This window comes from Mycobacterium sp. NGS39 (assembly GCF_059812765.1).
Genome location: NZ_JCALDH010000004.1, coordinates 247,678 through 267,830, shown reverse-complemented (window position 1 = coordinate 267,830; position 20,153 = coordinate 247,678). Strand labels below are relative to the sequence as shown.

Below are 20,153 nucleotides of genomic sequence, written 5' to 3'. Positions count from 1 at the left end.
ATGATCAACACAACGTCCGAGTGTCGATAGGTTGAGCGCAGACGACGAGTTCACGAGCGAAGCTGATGCCACCAGACATTGACCACACCCCGTTCCTGCTGTTGTCGATCCGCGGGGAAGACGAAGCAGCGGACGACGAGTACTACGCGATCATGCGCTTCGCCGGACTCGACAAGCGGGGTTTGCACCGGATCCGCCTGACCCATCAACCGTTGGGACACATCCAACTCGACCAGTGGTCGGGCATCATCCTCGGCGGCGGTCCCTACAACGTCAGCGATCCGCCCGAGGCGAAGAGCCCGACGCAACGACGCGTCGAATCCGAACTGCTGCCGCTCATCGCCGAAGCCGTGGATCGTGACTTCCCATTCCTGGGATGCTGCTATGGCGTCGGCACGCTGGGGTCAGTTATCGGCGCGACCGTCGACCGCACCTACACCGAACCCGTCGGCGCCGTGACCGTCATGCTGACACCCGCCGGTCGGCGCGATCCGCTGTTCGAGGACGTGCCCGACACGTTCGATGCCTTCGGCGGGCACAAGGAAGCGGCCACCGCACTCCCCTCTCGAGCGGAATGCCTGGCCTATTCGCCGGGTTGCCCGGTGCAGGCCTTCCGCGTCGGCAGGAATGTGTACGCCACGCAGTTCCACCCCGAACTCGACTTCGGCGGGATGTGCACGCGGATCGACGTCTACAAGAACTACGGCTACTTCGACCCCGATGCGGCTGAGGCGCTGAAAGTCCAAGCGCGCCAAAGCAATATCAAGCATCCGCCGGCCATCTTGCGCAGATTCGTCCAGCGCTACGCGCGGCGCAGCTGACTCGGCGCTCCCAGGCCCGACACGGCGTCAGACTTACTCTTGACTGATTCCAGAAAAGGGGCCATATTGTCTGCGTGTCCCCGGCACCGGATTACACGGAGCAGCTGCGCATGGCAGAGCTGCGGGTGACCCGTCCGCGCCTCGCCGTGCTGGAAGCGGTGCACGCCCACCCCCACGCCGACACCGAAACGATCTTCTCGGCGGTGCGCGGCGCGCTGCCGGAGGTGTCCCGGCAGGCCGTCTACGACGTGCTGCACGCCCTCACCAGCGCAGGCCTGATTCGTCGAATCCAGCCGTCGGGCTCCGTCGCCCGCTATGAGTCCCGCGTCGGTGACAACCACCACCACGTCGTCTGCCGATCCTGCGGGGTCATCGCAGACGTCGACTGTGCCGTCGGCGAGGCGCCGTGCCTCACCGCCTCAGACGACAACGGCTTCGTCCTCGACGAGGCCGAGGTCATCTACTGGGGCCTGTGCCCCGACTGCTCGACCTCCGCACCACCCGGATCACATCTGTGATCACAGCCCGATCCACCTAACCCCGAAAGGAACGCTGTGTCCGACACATCCGACGCCCGCCCGCCGTACTCGAAGGGCGATTCGCACGACAAGAGCGAGAGCGAAAACCCGATGATCGCGTCGCCTGAGCCGAAAGCTCATGCGCCGCTGAGGAATCAGGACTGGTGGCCCAATCAGGTCGACGTCTCGGTGCTGCACGCGCAGACTGAGAAGGCCAATCCGCTGGGCGCGGACTTCGACTATAAGGAGGAGTTCAAGAAGCTCGACGTCGAAGCGCTCAAGCGTGACCTCATCGAGGTGATGACCACCTCGCAGGACTGGTGGCCCGCCGACTATGGCCATTACGGCGGCCTGTTCATCCGCATGAGCTGGCATGCCGCCGGCACGTATCGCATCCATGACGGCCGCGGCGGCGGCGGCCAGGGCGCGCAGCGCTTCGCGCCACTCAACAGCTGGCCCGACAACGCCAACCTCGACAAGGCGCGCCGGCTGCTGTGGCCCATCAAGCAGAAGTACGGCAGCAAGATCTCCTGGGCGGACCTGCTAGTCCTGGCCGGCAACGTGGCCCTGGAGTCCATGGGCTTCAAGACCGCCGGCTTCGCCTTCGGCCGCGAAGACATCTGGGAGCCCGAGGAAACGCTGTGGGGCTTCGAGGACACCTGGCTGGGCACCGACAAGCGGTACTCCGGTGACCGCGAGCTCGCCGAGCCGTTCGGCGCGACCACGATGGGCCTGATCTACGTCAACCCGGAGGGCCCCGAAGGGGAACCTGATCCGATCAAGGCCGCCTACGACATCCGCGAGACGTTCGGCCGGATGGCGATGAACGACGTGGAGACCGCCGCGCTGATCGTCGGTGGCCACACGTTCGGCAAGACCCACGGCGCCGGTGACGCCGACCTGGTCGGGCCTGAGCCGGAAGCTGCGCCGATCGAGCAGCAGCAGCTCGGCTGGAAGAGCGCCTACGGCACCGGGGTTGGCAAGGACGCGATCACCAGCGGCCTGGAAGTTGTCTGGACCCCCACCCCGACGAAGTGGGACAACAGCTTCCTGGAGACGCTGTACGGCCACGAGTGGGAACTGACCAAGAGCCCGGCGGGCGCGTGGCAGTACGTCGCCAAGGATGCCGAGGAGATCATTCCCGATCCCTTCGACCCGTCGAAGAAGCGCAAGCCGACCATGCTGGTCACCGACCTGTCGATGCGGTTCAGCCCCATCTACGCCGACATCACGCGGCGCTGGCTCGACCACCCCGAGGAACTCGCCGATGCGTTCGCCAAGGCGTGGTTCAAGCTGCTTCACCGTGACATGGGACCGGTCTCGCGTTACCTGGGCCCGTGGGTGCCGCAGGAGACCTACGTCTGGCAGGACCCAGTGCCCGCCGTCGATCACCCGTTGATCGACGAGCAGGACATCGCTGCGCTGAAGGCCAAGGTTCTGGAGTCAGGGCTGTCGGTCGCGCAGTTGGTCAAGACGGCGTGGGCAGCGGCTGCGAGCTTCCGCGGCACCGACAAGCGCGGCGGTGCCAACGGGGCGCGCATTCGCCTTGAGCCGCAGAAGAATTGGGAAGTCAACGAGCCGGCCGAGCTCGCCAAGGTGCTGCCTGTGCTCGAGAAGATCCAGCAGGACTTCAACGGTTCCGCCGAGGGCGGCAAGAAGGTCTCGCTGGCTGATCTGATCGTGCTCGCGGGATCCGCCGCGGTGGAGAAGGCCGCGAAGGACGCCGGGTTCGACGTCACGGTGCCGTTCGCGCCGGGCCGCACCGACGCCACCCAGGAGCAGACCGACGTGGAGTCGTTCGCGGTCCTGGAGCCGCGCGCCGACGGTTTCCGCAACTACATTCGCCCGGACGAGAAGACCCAGGTGGAGCGGCTGCTGGTGGACCGCGCATACATGCTGAACCTGACCGCTCCGGAGCTGACGGTGCTGATCGGCGGTCTGCGGGTTCTGGGTGCCAACTACGCCGGCACCAAGCACGGTGTGTTCACCGACCGCCCGGGCGTGTTGAGCAACGACTTCTTCGTCAACCTGCTCGACATGGCCACCGAGTGGAAGGGCGGCCACGCGGAGAACGTCTACGAAGGCCGCGACCGGGCGTCGGGTGAGGTCAAGTGGACCGCCACCGCCAACGACCTGGTGTTCGGTTCGCACTCGCAACTGCGCGCGCTGGCCGAGGTCTACGCACAGGAGGACTCGAAGGAGAAATTCGTGCGCGACTTCGTCAATGCGTGGGTCAAGGTGATGAACAACGATCGGTTCGATCTCCGCTGACCCGGGCGACTCTCGGCACCCCGCGGGCGATACGGCTCGCGGGGTGCCGTGTCTTTGCCGCAAGGCGAAGCGGCGTGACGACCTGTGGACGTCGCAACTTGCCGGCGCCGGTATTGTCTGACGTTGTCAGCCGAAGAGTGGTCAAAGCGCGGCCCGCGACGTGGACGTAAAGGACATGATGTATGCGCGCGCTGCATGACCCGGAACCGGTGCCAGTGGCCAATCCGGCCGACCCTTCCTCGCCGTTGTCGGTGTTGTTGGTCGAGGACGACCGGGCCGACGCGTTGCTCGTCGAGGAGTTGATCGCCGACGCCGGCGCAGACATCCGCGTGTCATGGGCAAAATCCATGGCGGATGCCAGCCGGGAGCTTCAACGCACTCGCCCTGATTGCGTGCTGTTGGACCTGAATCTGCCCGATGCCAACGGCATCACCGCGCTGGACCGCATTTGCGAACAGGACGCTACCTTGCCGATCGTCGTGCTCACTGGGCTCATCGACGAACACTTCGGCGTCTCGGCGGTGGCCTCAGGCGCCCAGGACTACCTCGTCAAAGGCCGGGTCGAACCGGAGATGCTGCGACGGTCGCTGCTGTATGCGATCGAGCGCAAGCGCGCCGAGCTGACCGCGGTGGACTTGCACGCCAGCCAGCTTCGCGCCCGGGAGAACGCGCGGCTGGAACGCGGTCTGCTGCCCTCTCCCCTGCTGCTCGACGACCCCGGCGTGAACATCGTCGCCAAATACCGGCCCAGCCGCGAGAACGCGCTACTGGGCGGCGACTTCTACGACTTCGTCCAAACCCCCGACCGCACCGTGCATGTGATGATCGGCGACGTGGCCGGCCACGGGCCCGACGAGGCGGCGCTCGGAGTCGCACTGCGAATCGCTTGGCGCACATTGACATTCACGGGGTTGCGAGGAGCCGACCGGATGCGGCAGTTGGAACGGATCCTGCACGCAGAACGAGCCGGAAAAGGCACCTTCGCGACCGTGTTGAGCCTGGCCATTCCACCCGACAGCCCGACGATCACCGCGGTGCGCGCCGGTCACCCCGGGATGCTGCTGCATGGCGGCGGAACCGTGGAATGGGTGGAGCCGCCCGGCGGCCCGGCTCTGGGCCTGCATACCGGCGACTGGCAGCCCCAACAGGTCGAACTGCCGCCCGGCAAGGGACTTGTGTTGCTCACCGACGGACTCTTCGAAGGCCACTCCGGGGAAGGCAACGAACGTCTCGGCGAGGAGGGACTCCTCGAACTCGCCCGCTCCCTCGCGGCGCTGCCCGGCCCGGAGTTCGTCGAGGCGCTCATCGACGAGGCAGAGCAGCGTGCGCAGGGGCACGGCGGGCTGACCGACGACATCGCGGTGGTACGGGTGGAGCGGGCGACCGCGTGACCGCCCCCTCGTCGGTGCCCGGCACGACATCCGATATGCCCGCCCGGCGCAGATCCCAGCTCACCGTGCAGACGTGGCAGAACATCGTGCTGTCGGCGATGGGTGTTGTCGTCATCGCGGGCATCGTCGTCGTCGCCCTGTTGCTGCATCGCACCGACCAGGTGTCCAGAGAGCTGATCGACGACATCCAGCCGGCACGGGTGGCCGCCTATCAACTGCAAGCGGCATTGCGCGATCAAGAGACCGCCGTGCGTGGCTACCTGCTGGCCGCTGATCGGCAGTTCCTCGAGCCCTATTACGAGGGACAACGCGCCGAATACGAGGCGGCCGAAGCGATTCGGCGGGAGGTGGGAAATCGCCCCGAGCTGATCGCCGATCTCGATGCGATCGAACGAGCCTCCGCCGGGTGGCGCGCCCGCTACGCCGAACCGCTCATCGCACAGGTGACACCGGGCACAGCGACGGCGGTCAAACGTGATGCCGCTGAGCGCGGCAAGGCCGAATTCGACCGCATGCGGGCAATGTTCGCCGCCCAGAACGACCATCTGGGCGCGGTGCGCACGGACGGCGTGCACCAGCTGGACCAGATAAGGGCCTGGCGTGACAGGGTCTTGGTGGTCTTGGTCGCCGCGTTCTTGCTCACGGCGATACTGCTGGCGGTGTTGATGCGAAGGGCGGTCACCCAGCCGTTGGCTGCGCTCGCGGCGGCGTGCCGGCGGATCACCGAGGGCAACTTCGGCGAGAAGATCACCCCTCGGGGGCCGCGAGACATCCGCAGCATCGCGATCGACGTGCAGAACATGCGTCAGCGGATCGTCGACGAACTGGAGGCGTCACGGGCTGCCCAGGAAGCGCTGGACGAGCAGGCTGTGGAGCTTCGGCGCTCCAACGCAGAGCTCGAGCAGTTTGCCTACGTCGCCTCGCATGATCTGCAGGAGCCGCTGCGGAAAGTCGCGTCGTTCTGCCAATTGCTGGAGAAGCGTTACGGCGACAAGCTCGACGAGCGTGGCAAGGAATACATCCAGTTCGCCGTGGACGGCGCCAAACGGATGCAGGTGCTGATCAACGACCTCTTGACCTTCTCACGGGTGGGGCGTCTCAACGCGCGGCAGACGGACGTCGACCTCAATGCCTCTTTGGACGCCGCCCTGGCCAATCTCGCGACCACGATCGAGGAGACCGGTGCGCAGATCGTGCGCCCTTCGGTCCGGCTGCCGCACATCACCGGAGATCCGACCTTGCTGGCGATGTTGTGGCAGAACCTGATCGGCAACGCCGCAAAGTTCCGCCGCGAGGACGTCGCGCCCAGGATCGTCGTCGAATGCGAGCAACGCGACGACGAATGGCTGTTCAGCGTGACCGACAACGGCATCGGAATCGCTGAAGAGTTCGCGGACAAGGTGTTCGTGATCTTCCAACGGCTGCATGGCCGTGACGCCTACGCCGGCACCGGCATCGGGCTGGCGCTGTGCAAGAAGATCGTCGAGTACCACGGCGGCGACATCTGGATCGACACGTCCTACACCGCCGGAACGCGCTTCTGCTTCACCCTGCCCATCATGACCGAAACCGTGGACCAGTTGGCCGCGGCCGCCCCGGAAGGAACACCGCAATGACAACGGCTGGTCGACCCATCGACGTGTTGCTGATCGAAGACGATCCCGGCGACGAGCTGATCACGCGAGAAGCGTTCGAGCACAACAAGATCAAGAACAATCTTCATGTGGCCCACGATGGCGAGGAAGGTTTGGACTTCCTCTACCGGCGTGGTCCCTACGGGGATGCGCCGCGGCCCGACCTGATCCTGCTCGACTTGAATCTGCCGAAGTACGACGGACGCCAACTGCTGGAGCAGATCAAGTCCGACCCTGACCTCACCCACATCCCCGTCGTCGTGTTGACGACGTCGTCGGCCGAAGAGGACATTCTGCGCAGCTACAAGTTGCACGCCAACGCCTACGTCACCAAGCCGGTCGATCTCGACCAGTTCATGAACGCAGTGCGCCAGATCGACGAGTTCTTCGTCCAAGTCGTGCGGCTCCCGCAGCGGTGAAGGGCTGTCGCGGGAGTCATTTCTTAGCAAGCAGTTAGACGCTGCTGCTGCTCACCTTAGTTTTCCGCATTAGCGTTGCGGCAAATAACCGCATCGAGAATGGGGTCCGCTGATGACCGCCACAATCATCACGTCGGCTTTCGGCGGCACGTCGCAATTCGACAATGCCGCGTTCCAGTGCAACGGCGCGCACATTCGGGCCCACTACCGTCACCTCGCGACGGTGGTGTCGATCGAGGGCCGCATCGACGCCGGCAATGCCGAAGACGTGTGGGAATACACTCGGCGTTTCGTCTTGGCCAAAGACCCGCTTGTTCTGGATCTGTCTGGCATCAAAGTCTTTGCCGCCGAAGGCATCTCGTTTCTGTCGGCGCTCGCGGCTGAGTGCCTCGCGGCCGGTGTGGAATGCACGTTGGTCCCCGGCGACGTTATCGCCGACCCGCGCCGCGACTTCTACGACGAGTCACCGCTTCCGATGGCCGCCTCCGTGCACGAGGCGTTGCACTTCTACGCCGACGCGATTGCGACGCGACGGCAGATTATGCTGCCGCTGATCAAGAAATCGGCGTAGCCACACATCACCCGGCCTGCGGCAGGCTAGCTGGCCGGCTGCGAAGATGGCTTGGTGCAGGCAGCACCCAATATTCAAGGTCGCGTGTGGCGTTCGGGTAAACCCCAGGACGCTTTCGAGTTCGACAAGATCTCCGACTACCTCGACGAGACCGACACACTGGTATGGGCCGACCTCTGCGATCCAGACCATCCCGCGTTGTGTGAGCTGGCGCAGGAACTGGGCCTCAACAGCTGGGCCGTGGAAGACGCCGTAGCGGCCGCGGAGCGGGTGAAAACCACGGTCTACGGCTCGCACACGTTTTTCACCGTCTACGCGGTCCAAGTCGTCGCACGCTCGAACGACCGGCCGCAGATGTTGTCGATGCATCGGATCTCCGCGTTCGTGCTGCCCCGGGGGTTGATCACGGTGCGGTTGACACCCGACTTCGACATGGAGCCGGTGATCCGCCGGTGGGACGAGATCGGCGGCCAGCAATACGGTGTCGGCGCTCTGGTGCACGGATTGCTCGACGTGGTGGTCGACAGCCATTTCGACGCGGTCGAGGCGCTCGACGACTGCATCGAAAGCATCGAGGACGAACTGTTCGACGACAGGGCTCGCAAGAGCAACTTCCAGCGCCGGACCTTCCAGATGCGCCGCGATCTGGTCAACCTGCGCCGGGTGGCCCTACCGATGCGGGAGGTGGTCAACTCCATCCAGCATCGGCGGATCGACGTGCAGGCCGGCCATGAACTCGACCCGCTCTACGCCGACTTGTACGACCACGTGCTGCGAGTGTCGGAATGGACGGAGTCGTTGCGCGACATGATCACGACGATTTTCGAGACGAATCTGTCGCTGCAAGACGCGCGGCTCAACACGATCATGAAGAAGTTGACGGGGTGGGCGGCCATTATCGCGGTGCCTACTGCGATCACCGGTTTCTACGGTCAAAACGTCCCCTATCCCGGCTTTGGTGTGGTCTCGGGATTCATTGCCAGCAGCGTGTTGATCGTCGTGCTCATGACCGTGCTGTACGTCATGTTCCGCCGCCGCGACTGGCTGTGAGCTCACGCCGCCAGGGGCGTCGAGCTCGCTGAAGGCGGCCCGACGCGTACCCTGTTGCGTTATGGGGTGGACAAAGCCATCGATGGTCGCCGCCGCGCTTGTCGCGTGGTGCTTGTCTGCTGGTCTCGCGGGCGCAGACCCGACCGGTCCGCTGCCCGGTCCGCCGCCAGGCCCGCTGCCCGGACCGCCGCCGGTGGCCGCCCCGTCGGCAGCCGCCGCACCACCGGCGGCCGCCGCACCGCCGGCGGAACTAGCCCCGTCGGCGGCACAAGCCCCGTCGGCAGGGTCAGCCCCAGAGGCACCCGCTGGTCCCAAGACCGTAATGGACCACGACGGCAGCTATGCCGTCGGAACCGACATCATGCCCGGCAACTACTCGTCTGCCGGCCCGGTCGGCAACGGCACTTGCTACTGGAAGCGGCTCGGAGCTGACGGCAGCATCATCGACAACGCGCTGAGCAAGAAGCCCCAAGTCGTTCATATCGATCAGGGCGATCAAACCTTCAAAACCAGCGGCTGCCAGGCCTGGCAGCTCACGGACGCGGCGCCGCCTGCGGCCGTCCCACCGGCTGTCGCCGGCGCGCAGCTGCAGGGCATCCTCGGCGACATCACTGCCCGCGCTGGTCGGCCACCGGGCAGCTAGACCGAAATCGTCTGCGGGCGTTGGCCTTTGGCTGGCCCGTTGCCGCGTCCGCCCCTTGGGGCACAATTGGCGGATGCACACCGACGAGTACGCCCCTGGCCGTCTGGTCGACCTCTACGGCGACGCCGCGCACGGCACCGTCCTGGTCTGGCACGGGATGCAGACCGACGCCCGCGAGGCGGTTCGACCGCTCGCCGAATTGATCGCTGGCCAGGGCCTGAAAGTGGTTGTCCCGGATTGGAATTCGCACGCCGACGATGGCGGGCGCGCCGATCTGCTGGGATCTGTCGCCTTCGTGCGGGAACGTGTTCACGATGCTGAACCCGTGGCACTCGTCGGCTGGTCGATGGGCGGCGCTGCCGCGGCGGGATTCACGCTTCACGCCGATGACTTCGGCGTGTCCCTCGCCCATACGGTCTGCCTGGCCGGTGCCTTCATGGCCGCCGACCCAATCTCCGGCAAGCAGCCCGGCACCGACCTGCCCACCGGCCGGCATCGGACACCGTTCACCCTGCTGCACGGCAATGCCGACGACGTGGTGCCCGTGCAGGCGAGCCGGGACTTCGCAGCGACGCTGCGGCAGCACGAATGGCCGGTCGAGCTCGTCGAGTTGCCCACCGACCACGCCGCGATTGCCGGCGCGCGGTATGACCCCGTCGCCGACCGCTATGGCCCCGCCGACGACGCCGAGACGATAGCGGTGGCCGGCGACGTCGCTGCACGGATCGCAGCGGTGCTGGGGCGTTGACTGCGCAGCTGCCGCGACCGGACGCGGACCAGTCTCACCTGGCCGACGTGAATCCGTCGGTGTTGACCGCAATGGGTGTGAGCGGCTTTGATAGCCGAATCTCTCTGCCCCGCAACATCTCTGGCGCATGCGTGCTGCTCATCGACGGTCTCGGTGCTGAGCTCCTAGACGCTTACGCGGCCGACGCGCCGGTGCTTGCAGAGATGCGAGGGCCGACGCTGCAGGTGGGATTTCCGTCCACCACGGTGGCCGGGCTCGCCGCGCTGGGCACCGGCTGCCGGTCCGGCGAGCACGGCATGGTTGGCCTGTCGTTTCGGTTGCCCGGCGCCGGGCTGATCAGCGCGCTTCGGTGGCGCGGTCACCCAGGGGGCGGTGACTTGCGCGCCGATGCGCCGCCCGAGCAGGTGCAGCCGATGCCGACGACGTTCGAGCGGGCGGCGTCGGCGGGTGTCGACGTGCGCGTGGTTTCCGGCGCGGAGTTCACCGACTCGGGGCTGACGCGCGCGGTGCTGCGCGGCGGCCGCTACGTCGGCGTCCTGGCGATAGGCGATCTCGTTGCCCGCGTGGCCGAGGCGGTCGCCGGTGGCGGGTTCTGCTACGGCTACCACGGACACCTCGACCTGGTCGGACATCTGTACGGTCCCGGCTCGGAAGCGTGGCGGATGCAGTTGCGCCAGGTGGACCGGCTCGTCGAATCGGTGGTCGAGGGCTTGCCGCCCGGCGGGCTGCTCGCGGTCGTCGCCGACCACGGCATGGTGACTGTCGAGCACTCCGACGTCGTCGACGCCGACCTCTGCCCACCCCTGCTCGACGGCGTGAAGGCCATCGGTGGGGAGCCGCGGGCCCGGCACGTTTACGCCGAGGACGGCGCCACCGACGCTGTGCTGGCCGCGTGGCGGGAGACGCTCGCGGAGAAGGCCTGGGTGGTGTCGCGCGACGAGGCGATCGCCGCGGGCTGGTTCGGCGCGCGAGTCACCGACGCGGTCCGCCCGCGTATCGGCGACGTGGTGGCCGCGGCGCGCGGTTCGGCGGCGATCGTCCGGCGCACGGCCGAGCCTGCCGAGTCGGCGCTGATCGGCCAGCACGGCTCACTGACCGCAGCCGAGCAGCGCGTTCCGCTGCTGCTCGCCTACGGCTGAGTCCTGCGGTTACCGCAGAACCGTTTCGATCGCCTCTGCTGTCAAGGGGTCCACGAGGCACGTGAAGTGGTTGGCCTGCGGAGTCTCGACGACGCGCACCGCCGGGTTCGTCGCCCGCAGCGCGTCGACCGCGTTGTCTCCGACGATGAGCGCACCGTTGAGTGGCTTCATCGCACGCACCAGCACTGTCGGCATCGTGAGGGCGCGCCAGTGCTCCGTCCAGTCGCGCGGCCACGGCTGGAAGAGATCCTCCTCGGCCGCGGCGCGCGATGTCGACGGACTCCACGAGCCGTCGTCGCGTTGCTCGAGTTCGTAGGTGTAATAGCTGTCCCAGAACGGCGACCACGGCTCGATCACCCCGGCCGCACGAATGGCGTCCACGTACGCCTGCGGCGTCGGCACCACGGCATCAAGGCGTGCCAGCCCTGATCGGATCGGGGCCAGCGCCGCCGCGTCGGTCGGCCCCGCGTGGTCGATCAGCGTCACGCTGCGCAGCCGGCTGCGGTCGTGCAAGACCACCCGCATCGAGATCAGCGCGCCGAGCGACCAGCCGGCGATGTCGAATTCATCGACGCCGAGCGCATCGGCGACGGCCAAGACGTCGCGGGCGTGGCTTTCCACTCCGTAGGTGCCCGGCGGCGTGATCTCACTGCGCCCGCGGCCACGCAGGTCGATCGCGACGACCCGCCGGTGCGGGCCGGCCAGCCGCTCCGCCAGCCAACCGAACGCGGTCAGGTTGGCGGACAGGCCGTGGATGCAGAGCAGCAGCGGTGCTTCTTCGGCGCCCCACCGGCGGGCCCGGATACGCCCGGAGGGCAGGCTCAAGTCGAAGTCCACCCGGCGGACTCTACGCCGCAACCCGCCCCGGTAACGTTTCCCCACATGACCGCTACGCCGATCCAGGACATCCCCCTCACGACAATCGACGGCGAGTCAATCTCGCTGTCGCAGTTCGCAGATCGCGCGGTGCTGGTGGTGAACGTGGCCTCCAAATGCGGCCTGACGCCCCAGTACAGCGCACTGCAGAAGCTGGCCAGTGACTACGCCGAACGCGGCCTGACCGTGCTCGGCGTGCCCTGCAATCAGTTCATGGGACAGGAACCGGGCAGCGCCGAAGAGATCAAGACGTTCTGTTCCACCACCTACGGCGTGACGTTCCCGCTGCTGGAGAAGACCGACGTGAACGGCGAGCATCGCCATCCGCTGTACGCCGAGCTGACGAAGACCCCGGATGCCGACGGCACCGCCGGCGACGTCCAGTGGAATTTCGAGAAGTTTCTGGTCGCCCCGGGCGGCCGCGTGGTCAACCGGTTCCGGCCGCGCACCGAGCCGGACGCTCCCGAGGTGATCGCCGCGATCGAGGCAGTCCTGCCTGGGTAGCACACAGCGCATGCGACACTCGGGGCATGGTTGTCGCAATCGCTCGGCCGAAGCTCGAAGGCAACATCGCGGTTGGCGAAGATCGCCAGATCGGATTCGCGGAGTTCGGCGCCCCGCAAGGACGTGCGATCTTCTGGCTGCACGGCACACCGGGCGCGCGACGGCAGATACCCACCGAAGCCCGGGTCTTCGCGGAGCGCGAGAACATCCGGCTGATCGGCCTCGACCGGCCGGGCATCGGCTCGTCGACGCCCTATCAGTACGAGACGGTCGCCCAGTTCGCCGACGACATGCGCACGATCGCCGACACGCTCGGCATCGACAAGATGGCCGTCGTCGGCCTTTCCGGCGGTGGCCCGTACACGCTGGCGTGCGCCGCTGCGATGCCGGAGCGCGTAGTGGTCGCCGGTGTGGTCGGCGGTGTCGCGCCGACGACTGGGCCCGATCGGATCGGCGGCGGCCTGATGGCGCTGGGCTCCCGCGTCGCTCCGCTGCTGGAGGTGGCGGGTGGCCCGGTCCGGTTGACCGCAAGCGCGCTCATTCGGCTGATCCGCCCCGTCGCGGGGCCGGCGGCCGATATCTACGGCCTGATGTCGCCGCCTGCGGACCGGCGGCTGCTGGCCCGGCCCGAGATCAAGGCGATGTTTCTCGACGACCTGCTCAACGGCAGCCGCAAGCAGCTCGCCGCGCCGTTCTACGACATCGTGGTGTTCGCCCGCGACTGGGGATTCCGGCTGGAGGAGGTCAAGGTCCCCGTGCGCTGGTGGCACGGCGACGCCGACCACATCATCCCGTTCTCCCACGGGCAGCACGTGGTGAGCCGGCTGCCCGACGCCCAGTTCTATCCGATGCCGGGCGAGAGCCACCTCGGCGGCCTAGGCCGGGCTGAAGAGATTCTGCGCACGATGCTCGAGGTGTGGGACCGCGACCAGTCCAGCCTCACCCACCTGTCGCGGACCTGACCGGCGAGCGGTCGAGCAGCGCGCGGCGCAGCAGGTGCATCGCGACCGTGGTCGACCGTTCGCGGACGTCTGAGCGGTTGCCCGGCAGTCGAAGGGTCCGCGTCACCGTAGGGCCCTCCGCCAGCATCACACTGAAACACACTGTGCCAACCGGCTTTTCGGGGGATCCCCCGCCGGGTCCGGCGATCCCGGTGATGGCGATCGCGGTGTCGGCGCCGAAGCGCCGCAGCGCACCCTGCGCCATCGCGTGCGCCACAGGCTCCGACACCGCGCCGTGAGTCTCGATCAGCCGGGGGTCAACCCCGAGCACGTCGGCCTTGGCCTCGTTCGCATAGGCCACCACCCCGCCCGCCACGTAGTCCGAGGACCCGGCGCGCTCGGTGAGCCGGGCGGCCATCAGGCCTGCCGTGCATGATTCCGCCGTCGCGATCCGGCGCCCGGTGAGCAGTTCGGCCACCTGGTCGTCCACCTGAGAGCCGTCTTCGGAGAAGATCTCGCGGCCGTGGTGGCTTCTCAACATCTCCATCAGCTCGCCGTACACCGACGCGGCGTCGGGCTCGTAGCGGGTGACCATTTCGATTTCGCCGCGCCGCAGGCAGGTGGTGATCTCGAGCCTGTCGAAGCCGGCCACCTTGTGTTCGGCCTCGCGCAGGGTCTCGGCGAGCGCCGACTCGGGCAGCCCGAACATTCGCACCGTTTCCTGCCGGTACACCGTCCGGCCGGCGAGCGCGTGCTGAACCGCTTCCGTCGCAACGGCTTTGGGCCACATGGGCTGAAGCTCGCGCGGCGGGCCGGGCAGCACGACGATCGTCGGCGTGCCGGGGACCACGACCCCGGGCGCCGTTCCCACTGGGTCGATCACGTGCGATCCGGCCGGTATCAGAGCCTGCTTGCGGTTCGCGGCTCGGACCGCCTCGAGGTCGACATTGTCGAAGCGCGCCATCAGCCGCTTGAGAATGTCAGTGATCTTTTGCTCCAGCGCTTCGTCGAGCACCAGCTCCCGGCCGCAGAAGCGGGCCACCGTCGCGACGGTCATGTCGTCGGCCGTGGGACCCAGTCCCCCGCTGGTGACGATCAGGTCCACACGCTCGTCGGCCAGAAAGCGCAGCTGCGCCTCGATGTCGGCGGCGCGGTCACCGCAGATGGTGATGTGGGCAAGCTCGACGCCCAGTTCCAGCAGCCGGTCGGCGATCCACGGCCCGTTGCGGTCCTGCACCCGACCGGTCAGAACCTCGGTGCCCGTGACGACGATTCCTGCGCGAGCGGTCACCGGACAAACGTACCCGCGTGCGAATGGGGCGATGATCGTGGATCCACACGGCCGCAGCGCAGAAAGTGGGCGCTGCGTCAGCCGTACAGGTCTTCGAATCGCTGTATCGAGCGCTCGATGTCGCCTCTGACCGCGCGCGCCGCCGCCGCACCGATCGGTCCGAACAACGGTTTTCCGCCGAGGTCGATCCTCACCTTGAACGAACACCCGGATGGGGTCTCCGACACGGTCATGGTCAACGCGTACTTGGTGCCACCCACGCCGTTGCCGGTGATTTCGAGCAAGGCAGGCGGCTCGATCTTCTGAATCGTCCACGTGACGCGGTTGCGCAATCCCTTGGCGCGGGCGACGCCGACGATTGTGGTGCCGACAGTGAGTTCGTCCGGCAACTCGCTGCGCCAGCCCTCGTGCATCACCAGCCAGTCGCCGAGTTCGGACAAGTTCGACGCATGTTCCCACGCCTGCTCCGGGGTCAGCGACAGCTCGCGGGATAACTCCAGTTTGGCCACCTCGGGATGCTACCGGGATAGCCTGTGGCAGTGACGCAGGCACCACGACTGTATCGGGTTGCCCGCAACCACACCGAACGGCGGTTCGCACGATGACGGTCGCCGAGCGTCGCGAACGGACACTGTTCGGTCACCCGATCGGGCTGGCCAACCTGTTCGGAGTCGAACTGTGGGAACGCTTTTCGTTCTACGGGATGCTGACGATCTTGGGCTATTACCTGTACTACTCGGTGACCGCCGGCGGGTTGGGGCTGCCGAAGGACACGGCGACGGGAATCGTCGGTGCCTACGGCGGACTGGTGTATCTGTCGACGGTCTTAGGCGGCTGGATCGCCGATCGGCTGCTCGGGATGGAACGCACGGTGTTCTACGGCGGCGTCGTGGTGATGGCTGGACACATCGCGCTCGCGGTTGTGCCCGGATTGACTGGCGTCGCAACGGGATTGGTCTTGGTGGCGTTCGGTTCTGGTGCGCTGAAAGCCAACGCCTCCTCGCTGCTGGGCACACTCTACGAGAAAGGCGACGCCCGCGCCGACGGCGGTTTCACGCTGTTCTACCTCGGGGTCAACCTCGGAGCGTTCGTCGGACCGCTGATCACTGGTCTGTTGCAGACTCACGTCGGCTTTCATTACGGCTTCGGGGCCGCCGCCGTCGGGATGGCGGCGGGCCTCACGCAGTATCTGGTGTTCCGCCGGAACCTGGGCAGTCACGGCCGGGTCGTACCGAACCCCTTGCCACGCAGTGCAATTGGCCCCGTGGTCGGCGTTGTCGGTGTCACTGGAGCGGCACTGGCGGTGGTGCTGCTGACTGGGCTGGTGCGGTTGTCGAACCTGTCGCAAGTGACCACCGGGGTGATCGTCGCGGCGTCGGCGGCATATTTCGTGACGATGCTGACCAGCTCGCGTGTCGGACCGACCGAGCGCTCGCGGGTCCGGGCTTTCATTCCGCTGTTCGTGGCCAACGTGGTGTTCTGGTCGCTCTTCCAACAGATCTTCACCGTGTTGGCGGTGTATTCCGACGAACGGATCAACTGGTCGATCTTCGGCTGGACCGCGCCGTCGAATTGGATTGGCTCGATCGAACCCGTGTGGGTGATCTTGCTGTCGCCTGTTTTCGCGGCCATTTGGACCCGACTGGGCGCCCGCGCGCCCACCACCCCGCGCAAATTCGCCTACGGCGTGATCGGGATGGGGTTGGCGTTCTTGCTGTTTCTCGTGCCGGCCGGCTCGTCGGGCAAGGCTGTACCGGCCCTCCTCATAACGGCGATCATGGCGGTGTTCGCGGTGTCAGAGCTGCTGATCTCGCCGATCGGCCTCTCCGTCACGACAAAGCTTGCGCCTCAAGCGTTTCGAGCACAGATGATGGCGCTGTTCTTCCTTTCTGTCGGCATGGGCACGTCGATGTCCGGGGTGCTGGCGCGCTACTACAGCTCCGCGCACGAGTTCGCCTACTTCGGCATCATCGGGGCGGTCGCCGTGGCGGCCGGCGTGGCGGTCTTTGCGATGACACCGTGGGTGAGCCGGCGCATGGAAGGTGTGCACTGAGCTGTTTCTGCGCTGCACGGGTGCACGATCACACCGGTATTCGGCGTTTCCGGTCGGATCCCGGCCACACATACGGCAGGTCCGACGCGACGTCGCCGAAGAAGCGCCGATAGTGCGCGGGATCCTTGCGCAGCAGGGCCGACTGGTGGCTTCGGTGGAATGCCGGATCGCCCAGCCAGGGCGGCAGTTCGCCGGCAGCGCTCAGCTCGTCCTGGCTGCGAACCGCGGCAAGACCGGTCGCCTCCCGCAGGTCGGCGGCGAGAGTGGCCGCACACGTGTCGCCGTGACCACGCTGACACCAGACGTCGCAGACTGTCAGGCCGTAGCGAACCAGCGCCTCTTCGTAGCCGGCCCACATCGCCGCGGCCGGATGATGACGCCACCCATATCCCGGCACTGTCAGCGCGCGCAGCACCTGGATCGTTTCGACGCGCTGCTTACCCAGCCGTCGCTGGTCGAGCACATGCGCGCTGTCGTCGAAACCGGGATATGGCAGGAACGTCTGCACCGGCCGCGGATACCCCGGCCTCCGGCGCGTCACACCCCCGTGCGCTGGCCGGGGTAACCGCCGGCCTCATCGATCGGACGCCGGCGCAAACGTGATCACCAGCACGTCGCGCTGCGCGGGCTGGCCCGCGTCGATCGGCCGGATCGGCGTGACACCGTGGACCGTTCGGCGATCGTCGCCCAGAAGCAGCGTGCCTGGTTGTGAAAGCGTGGTTGTCAGAAGGTGATTGCCGGCGGCGTCGTAGACCAAGCTCTCGCCACCGATCGCGTTGCGCCGGCAGATGAGCAATGACGTCACCAGGATCACGCCGTCACGGTGCAAGCCCTCGGGCGTCGGCTGACCCTCGTCGTCCGCCGTCGCGAGCACCCGGAACGGCGTCACTTTCACGCTCCACTCCGCGCGGTCTTCGAGAGTGGTTGCCAACTCTCGCAACATGTTCAGCACCGCGTGCAGCAGCGGATCCTTCGCGAACGCGTCGGTCAGCGGTTCGAACCACCGGTCGTGGTCGACGTAGAGGGGGTTGGAGTCGTCGGGCTGCACGAAAGTGCTGTGCGGCAACAGCTCTGCGGTGCCGTCGCGAAACCTGAAGTGGCCGTAGCGCCGAAGCCGCTGCGTGCCGAGTTCGGCGGCATAGCGGTCGGGCGCCAGTTCGTCCCAATGCCGGCCGAACGCGGCCCACGCCCCGTCGTCGGCGCCGATGCGTGCGTTGACCTCCGCCGGCGTCATCAACGCCACGCCCGTCGAGGTGAGGTCTGCCATGGCGCAGTGATACCTGCCTGTCGATGCGGTTAAACGCTCACCACGGGCGCCGCGAGCGTGCACACCTGTACAGCCGTCGCCGGCGTGTCGGTGGGCAGACACGCACCCTCGCGGGGGACCGGGGGCGGGTCAGAACTGCTTGTGCGGCACATCGGCGACCAGGCCGCCGTCCATGACGAACTCGGCGCCCGTGGCGAACGACGACTCGTCGCTGGCCAGGAAGACGACGAACGTCGACACCTCTTCTGGTGTGCCGGGCCTGCCCAGCGGGGCCTGCACCATGTCGTCGGGCAAGTGCTTGGTCATCGGCGTGCGGATGAACCCGGGATGGATCGAGTTCACGCGGATCTTCTGCGGGGCCAGCTCGAGCGCCGCGGATTTGGTCAGCCCGCGCACTCCCCACTTCGACGCGACGTAGCCGTGCACCCAGGGCGCGCCGCGCAGGCCCTCGATCGAGGAGATGTTGATGATGGAGCCGCCACCGGCGTTTTCCATCGGCTCGACGGCGGCTTGCATGCCCAGGAACGTGCCGGTGAGGTTGACGTCGAGCACCTGCTGCCACTTCTTGAGATCGTGGGTCTTGAGCGGGCCCAACGCGACCGTGCCCGCATTGTTGACGAGCACGTTGAGCTTGCCGAACTCTTCGACCGCCGTGGACACCGCAGACTTCCACTGCTCGGGGTCGGTGACGTCGAGGTGGACGTAGCGTGCTGCATCGCCGAGCTCGTCGGCCAGCGCCTTGCCTTCGTCGTCGAGGATGTCGCCGATCACCACCTTGGCGCCTTCGCCCACCAGCATCCGTGCGTGCGTCGCGCCCATGCCCCGCGCGCCGCCGCTGATCAGTGCAACCTTGTCGTCCACGCGTCCCATGACGCGTCACGGTACCTCAGGAAATAGAACCTGTTGCAATTCGGTCGGAGAACACCGCCTTGCCCGTGACGAGCGGCAGGTCCAGCGTCGTCCTGATGCCGGGCGGTGCGGCGACCACCGCGGGGATCGCGTTCACGATTCGGCCCGCCGCGGCGACGATCGCGGCGTGGTTGTGGTCGCCGCGCGTGCTCGACGGGCAGATGTCGACTTTGTAGGAGGGCTCGCCGGCGATCTCCACCCGGTAGGAGCCGCCGGGCTGCGCGGGCTGCGGCCAGTCCGGACGCAGGTCCTCGCGTAGCCGGGTGACGTGTTCGACGACGATTGCCGGTCGCCCGCCGACCATTCCGCGGATTTCGAAGCGCAGCGCGGCGACCGTGCCCTTGGCGATGTGCCCGGCCGCGATGTCGAACGCCTCAGGCGCCGGCTCCCGGATGCACGAGTCGGTGATCTCGTCGATCTCGACGCCCAGGCCTGCGGCCAGCTGACGGATGCCGCAGCCCCACGCCCTGGACAGCACGCCGGGCTGGAACAGGATCGGGACGTCGTCGAGGGGTTTGCCGAAACCCATCACGTCGAACATGACGATGGCGCCGTCATAGGTGGCGTAGTCGGCGATCTCCATGCAGCGCACCTGCTCGATGCGCTGGCAGGTCTGGGCGAACGCAAGCGGGATGAGGTCGGTGACGAATCCCGGGTCGACGCCGTTGATGAACAAGCTCGAATTGTTCTGCAGCGCAGCGTCTTCCAGTGGCTTGATGTACTGGTCCGGCATGACCTGCCACGGGTACTGCATCACCACCGGCGCCGAGCCGACGACGTTGATCCCGGCCGCGAGGATGCGCCGCACGTCCTCCATCGCCTGCGGCAGCCGGTTGTCGCCCATCGCGCAGTACACCGCGCAGTCCGGCTTGTCGGCGAGCACCGCGTCGAGGTCGGTGGTCGCCTTGATGCCGGTGGCGGCGTCCAGGCCGGCCAGTTCACCGGCGTCCTTGCCGACCTTCGCATCCGACGACACCCACAGCCCGGTCAGTTCCAGCGCAGGATTGGTGAGGATCCCGGTGAGCGCCAGACGCCCGACGTTTCCGGTTCCGATGTGTGCGACGCGGATGGCCATGCCCGGCACCGTAACAAGCCGGCAGCGGCTAC

General features: G+C 67.0%; 21 protein-coding genes. 14 read left to right on the top strand and 7 right to left on the bottom strand.

What is annotated here, in order from left to right; genetic code table 11:
- Window positions 1-65: 65 nt before the first annotated feature.
- The 11 genes from AC5Y39_RS07990 (at window position 66) to AC5Y39_RS07940 (ending at window position 11,205) form a co-directional block, all read left to right on the top strand.
- On the top strand, window positions 66-821 hold the full coding sequence (locus AC5Y39_RS07990; protein WP_500016649.1) for a glutamine amidotransferase: 756 nt from the start codon (window positions 66-68) through the stop codon (window positions 819-821).
- Window positions 822-895: 74 nt separating this feature from the next.
- Window positions 896-1,339: a Fur family transcriptional regulator gene (locus AC5Y39_RS07985; RefSeq protein ID WP_500016651.1), complete on the top strand. Its 444-nt coding sequence runs from the start codon at window positions 896-898 to the stop codon at window positions 1,337-1,339.
- Window positions 1,340-1,375: 36 nt separating this feature from the next.
- Complete coding sequence (gene katG, locus AC5Y39_RS07980) at window positions 1,376-3,610, top strand: catalase/peroxidase HPI (protein WP_500016653.1); 2,235 nt, start codon at window positions 1,376-1,378, stop codon at window positions 3,608-3,610.
- A gap of 182 nt (window positions 3,611-3,792) precedes the next feature.
- Window positions 3,793-5,001 (top strand): PP2C family protein-serine/threonine phosphatase, encoded by a 1,209-nt coding sequence (locus tag AC5Y39_RS07975; RefSeq protein WP_500016655.1) that lies wholly within the window; start codon window positions 3,793-3,795, stop codon window positions 4,999-5,001.
- A 35-nt stretch (window positions 5,002-5,036) separates the two neighbouring features.
- Window positions 5,037-6,617, top strand: coding sequence for a sensor histidine kinase (locus AC5Y39_RS07970; RefSeq protein WP_500017071.1), 1,581 nt, complete (start codon window positions 5,037-5,039; stop codon window positions 6,615-6,617).
- Window positions 6,614-7,054 carry a response regulator gene (locus tag AC5Y39_RS07965; RefSeq protein ID WP_500016657.1) on the top strand — a complete coding sequence of 147 codons (441 nt, stop codon included), beginning with the start codon at window positions 6,614-6,616 and terminating at the stop codon, window positions 7,052-7,054. The genes AC5Y39_RS07970 and AC5Y39_RS07965 overlap by 4 nt, the downstream gene beginning before the upstream one ends.
- A 112-nt stretch (window positions 7,055-7,166) precedes the next feature.
- On the top strand, window positions 7,167-7,625 hold the full coding sequence (locus AC5Y39_RS07960; protein ID WP_500016659.1) for an STAS domain-containing protein: 459 nt from the start codon (window positions 7,167-7,169) through the stop codon (window positions 7,623-7,625).
- Window positions 7,626-7,679: 54 nt separating this feature from the next.
- Window positions 7,680-8,675 (top strand): magnesium transporter CorA family protein, encoded by a 996-nt coding sequence (locus AC5Y39_RS07955; protein WP_500016661.1) that lies wholly within the window; start codon window positions 7,680-7,682, stop codon window positions 8,673-8,675.
- Between the two features lie 82 nt (window positions 8,676-8,757).
- The gene (locus tag AC5Y39_RS07950; RefSeq protein WP_500017073.1) at window positions 8,758-9,318 is read left to right on the top strand and encodes an Rv1352/Rv1906c domain-containing protein; all 561 of its coding nucleotides are present in this window, start codon (window positions 8,758-8,760) and stop codon (window positions 9,316-9,318) included.
- A gap of 73 nt (window positions 9,319-9,391) precedes the next feature.
- Window positions 9,392-10,066: an alpha/beta hydrolase gene (locus AC5Y39_RS07945; protein WP_500016663.1), complete on the top strand. Its 675-nt coding sequence runs from the start codon at window positions 9,392-9,394 to the stop codon at window positions 10,064-10,066.
- Entirely contained in the window at window positions 10,063-11,205 is a 1,143-nt protein-coding gene (locus AC5Y39_RS07940) for an alkaline phosphatase family protein (RefSeq protein ID WP_500016665.1), read from the top strand. Before AC5Y39_RS07945 ends, AC5Y39_RS07940 begins: the two co-directional genes overlap by 4 nt.
- Before the next feature lie 9 nt (window positions 11,206-11,214).
- Here the strand turns inward: AC5Y39_RS07940 and AC5Y39_RS07935 are convergent, their stop codons facing one another.
- Window positions 11,215-12,042 (bottom strand): alpha/beta fold hydrolase, encoded by an 828-nt coding sequence (locus AC5Y39_RS07935; RefSeq protein ID WP_500016667.1) that lies wholly within the window; start codon window positions 12,040-12,042, stop codon window positions 11,215-11,217.
- Between the two features lie 45 nt (window positions 12,043-12,087).
- Here AC5Y39_RS07935 and AC5Y39_RS07930 point away from each other — a divergent pair, with 45 nt between their 5' ends.
- Both AC5Y39_RS07930 and AC5Y39_RS07925 read left to right on the top strand, forming a co-directional pair.
- The gene (locus AC5Y39_RS07930) at window positions 12,088-12,585 is read left to right on the top strand and encodes a glutathione peroxidase (protein ID WP_500016669.1); all 498 of its coding nucleotides are present in this window, start codon (window positions 12,088-12,090) and stop codon (window positions 12,583-12,585) included.
- 26 nt (window positions 12,586-12,611) lie between these two features.
- The gene (locus AC5Y39_RS07925) at window positions 12,612-13,547 is read left to right on the top strand and encodes an alpha/beta fold hydrolase (RefSeq protein WP_500016671.1); all 936 of its coding nucleotides are present in this window, start codon (window positions 12,612-12,614) and stop codon (window positions 13,545-13,547) included.
- On the opposite strand, the gene AC5Y39_RS07920 is transcribed toward AC5Y39_RS07925, so the two are convergent.
- Complete coding sequence (locus AC5Y39_RS07920) at window positions 13,525-14,817, bottom strand: competence/damage-inducible protein A (protein ID WP_500016673.1); 1,293 nt, start codon at window positions 14,815-14,817, stop codon at window positions 13,525-13,527. The genes AC5Y39_RS07925 and AC5Y39_RS07920 overlap by 23 nt on opposite strands.
- Before the next feature lie 77 nt (window positions 14,818-14,894).
- The gene (locus AC5Y39_RS07915) at window positions 14,895-15,326 is read right to left on the bottom strand and encodes a type II toxin-antitoxin system Rv0910 family toxin (RefSeq protein WP_500016675.1); all 432 of its coding nucleotides are present in this window, start codon (window positions 15,324-15,326) and stop codon (window positions 14,895-14,897) included.
- A gap of 92 nt (window positions 15,327-15,418) precedes the next feature.
- Here AC5Y39_RS07915 and AC5Y39_RS07910 point away from each other — a divergent pair, with 92 nt between their 5' ends.
- Window positions 15,419-16,870, top strand: a complete 1,452-nt coding sequence (locus tag AC5Y39_RS07910; RefSeq protein ID WP_500016677.1) for a peptide MFS transporter — start codon at window positions 15,419-15,421, stop codon at window positions 16,868-16,870.
- 28 nt (window positions 16,871-16,898) lie between these two features.
- On the opposite strand, the gene AC5Y39_RS07905 is transcribed toward AC5Y39_RS07910, so the two are convergent.
- From AC5Y39_RS07905 to AC5Y39_RS07890, 4 genes are all read right to left on the bottom strand, one after another.
- Window positions 16,899-17,378: an MSMEG_6728 family protein gene (locus AC5Y39_RS07905; protein ID WP_500016679.1), complete on the bottom strand. Its 480-nt coding sequence runs from the start codon at window positions 17,376-17,378 to the stop codon at window positions 16,899-16,901.
- Between the two features lie 66 nt (window positions 17,379-17,444).
- On the bottom strand, window positions 17,445-18,137 hold the full coding sequence (locus AC5Y39_RS07900; protein ID WP_500016681.1) for a 2OG-Fe dioxygenase family protein: 693 nt from the start codon (window positions 18,135-18,137) through the stop codon (window positions 17,445-17,447).
- A 129-nt stretch (window positions 18,138-18,266) separates the two neighbouring features.
- Window positions 18,267-19,007 carry a glucose 1-dehydrogenase gene (locus AC5Y39_RS07895; RefSeq protein ID WP_500016683.1) on the bottom strand — a complete coding sequence of 247 codons (741 nt, stop codon included), beginning with the start codon at window positions 19,005-19,007 and terminating at the stop codon, window positions 18,267-18,269.
- Between the two features lie 16 nt (window positions 19,008-19,023).
- The gene (locus AC5Y39_RS07890; RefSeq protein ID WP_500016685.1) at window positions 19,024-20,121 is read right to left on the bottom strand and encodes an NAD(P)H-dependent amine dehydrogenase family protein; all 1,098 of its coding nucleotides are present in this window, start codon (window positions 20,119-20,121) and stop codon (window positions 19,024-19,026) included.
- Window positions 20,122-20,153: the final 32 nt, after the last annotated feature.

Bases quoted from the DNA above. Each gene is read 5' to 3' on its own strand.
- AC5Y39_RS07950 (WP_500017073.1), top strand. From the start codon at position 8,758: ATGGTCGCCGCCGCGCTTGTCGCGTGGTGCTTGTCTGCTGGTCTCGCG.
- AC5Y39_RS07965 (WP_500016657.1), top strand. From the start codon at position 6,614: ATGACAACGGCTGGTCGACCCATCGACGTGTTGCTGATCGAAGACGAT.
- AC5Y39_RS07970 (WP_500017071.1), top strand. From the start codon at position 5,037: ATGCCCGCCCGGCGCAGATCCCAGCTCACCGTGCAGACGTGGCAGAAC.
- AC5Y39_RS07975 (WP_500016655.1), top strand. From the start codon at position 3,793: ATGCGCGCGCTGCATGACCCGGAACCGGTGCCAGTGGCCAATCCGGCC.
- AC5Y39_RS07990 (WP_500016649.1), top strand. From the start codon at position 66: ATGCCACCAGACATTGACCACACCCCGTTCCTGCTGTTGTCGATCCGC.
- AC5Y39_RS07895 (WP_500016683.1), bottom strand. From the start codon at position 19,007: ATGGGACGCGTGGACGACAAGGTTGCACTGATCAGCGGCGGCGCGCGG.
- AC5Y39_RS07890 (WP_500016685.1), bottom strand. From the start codon at position 20,121: ATGGCCATCCGCGTCGCACACATCGGAACCGGAAACGTCGGGCGTCTG.
- AC5Y39_RS07900 (WP_500016681.1), bottom strand. From the start codon at position 18,137: ATGGCAGACCTCACCTCGACGGGCGTGGCGTTGATGACGCCGGCGGAG.
- AC5Y39_RS07910 (WP_500016677.1), top strand. From the start codon at position 15,419: ATGACGGTCGCCGAGCGTCGCGAACGGACACTGTTCGGTCACCCGATC.
- AC5Y39_RS07960 (WP_500016659.1), top strand. From the start codon at position 7,167: ATGACCGCCACAATCATCACGTCGGCTTTCGGCGGCACGTCGCAATTC.
- AC5Y39_RS07930 (WP_500016669.1), top strand. From the start codon at position 12,088: ATGACCGCTACGCCGATCCAGGACATCCCCCTCACGACAATCGACGGC.
- AC5Y39_RS07925 (WP_500016671.1), top strand. From the start codon at position 12,612: ATGGTTGTCGCAATCGCTCGGCCGAAGCTCGAAGGCAACATCGCGGTT.
- AC5Y39_RS07945 (WP_500016663.1), top strand. From the start codon at position 9,392: ATGCACACCGACGAGTACGCCCCTGGCCGTCTGGTCGACCTCTACGGC.